Below are 1,526 nucleotides of genomic sequence, written 5' to 3'. Positions count from 1 at the left end.
GGTGGGTGGACGGCGGCGGACCGGCTGGTGGGCCCGCCTGGACGTCACGTGGAGCGGTCACCGTGTCCGCACCTCCGCCCCCGCCGTGACCTGGTGCCGGTTCACGGTCATGTACGTCGTTCAGCTGTCGGTCGGTGCCGCCCGGCGAGCGCGGACGCATTCGCTGCCGCCGACCTCATGACGGGCGTCAGCCGTGCCGTGGCCATGCGTGGTCCTGGTCGCTTGAAGGTACCCGCCAGGCGCGTGACGCATGCGCGCAGTGGTGCCCCGCCATATGGGCGAGCCATATGGCGGGGCGGCCAAAAGTAACCAAAGGCGGTGCGATCATGTCCCTTTTCATGCGTTCGGGGAGCTCGGCGGGAGCCGGCGGCCCGGCCATCCACGGTGGTTCGGCTGCCTTTCCGGCCGCCGCGGGGCGCGCGGTAAGGTTCGGATCATGAAAGCTCTTGTTCTCGCGGGTGGTTCTGGAACGCGGTTGCGCCCGATCACCCACACGTCAGCCAAGCAGCTCGTGCCGGTGGCCAACAAACCAGTCCTTTTCTACGGGCTGGAGGCGATCGCCGAGGCGGGTATCACCGAAGTCGGGATCATCGTGGGAGATACCGCGGCGGAGATCGAGGCCGCCGTCGGTGATGGTTCCGCGCTGGGTATCAAAGTCACCTACATTCGTCAGGAGGCACCGCTGGGTCTTGCGCACGCCGTCCTCGTCGCGCGCGACTTTCTTGCGGACGAGCCGTTCGTGATGTATCTCGGTGACAACCTGATCATTGGTGGTATCGCCGGGTTTGTGGCGGAGTTCAGGCGCAGCGGGCCAGATGCGCTGATTTTGCTGACCAAGGTCTCCAACCCGTCCGCGTTCGGTGTGGCGGAGCTCGGTCCCCAGGGCCGCGTGATCCGCCTCGTCGAGAAGCCGGTGGAGCCGCCGAGCGACCTGGCGCTCGTCGGGGTTTACCTCTTCGGGACGGCCGTCCACGACGCGGTGCGGGCGATCAAGCCGTCCGGTCGAGGCGAGCTGGAGATCACCGAGGCGATTCAATGGTTGGTGGACCGGGGCCACGAGGTCGCGCCGCACCTGGTCGAGGGGTACTGGAAGGACACCGGGCGGCTTGACGACATGTTGGAGACCAACCGCCACCTGCTGGAGTCCCTTGAGCCGGATGTGCGCGGCATGGTCGACGAGGACAGCACGATAGTGGGCCGGGTCGTGATCGAGGAGGGCGCGTCGCTGGTGCGGTCCACCGTGCGCGGACCGGCGATCATTGGCCGCGGCACCACGCTTGTCGACTCCTACGTCGGTCCCTTCACCTCGATCTACTATTCGTGCGCGATCGAAAACACCGAGATCGAGTACTCGATCGTGCTGGAACGGGCGACGATTCGTGGCATCGGGCGCATTGAGGACTCGCTGATCGGCCGGGATGTCGAAGTCGTTCCGTCGGATGCCCGTCCGCGGGCACACCGGCTCATGCTCGGCGACCACTCCCGGGTCTCAGTCGCCCCGACATCATGATCGTAATATTTTGGCC

The 1,526-nt window shown here is 66.4% G+C and carries 2 protein-coding genes; both read left to right on the top strand.

The window, feature by feature from the left end; translation table 11 throughout:
• Positions 1-181, top strand: a 181-nt coding sequence (locus MJ783_RS13390) for a hypothetical protein (protein ID WP_239310761.1), incomplete at its 5' end; no start/stop codon positions are given.
• 255 nt (positions 182-436) lie between these two features.
• Positions 437-1,510: a glucose-1-phosphate thymidylyltransferase gene (locus MJ783_RS13385; protein ID WP_239310760.1), complete on the top strand. Its 1,074-nt coding sequence runs from the start codon at positions 437-439 to the stop codon at positions 1,508-1,510.
• Positions 1,511-1,526: the final 16 nt, after the last annotated feature.

It is taken from the genome of Protofrankia sp. Cj3, assembly GCF_917627355.1.
In the GTDB taxonomy this organism is placed as follows: domain Bacteria; phylum Actinomycetota; class Actinomycetes; order Frankiales; family Frankiaceae; genus Protofrankia.
This window is presented reverse-complemented; position numbering and strand designations above follow the sequence as displayed.

Bases quoted from the DNA above. Each gene is read 5' to 3' on its own strand.
- MJ783_RS13385 (WP_239310760.1), top strand. From the start codon at position 437: ATGAAAGCTCTTGTTCTCGCGGGTGGTTCTGGAACGCGGTTGCGCCCG.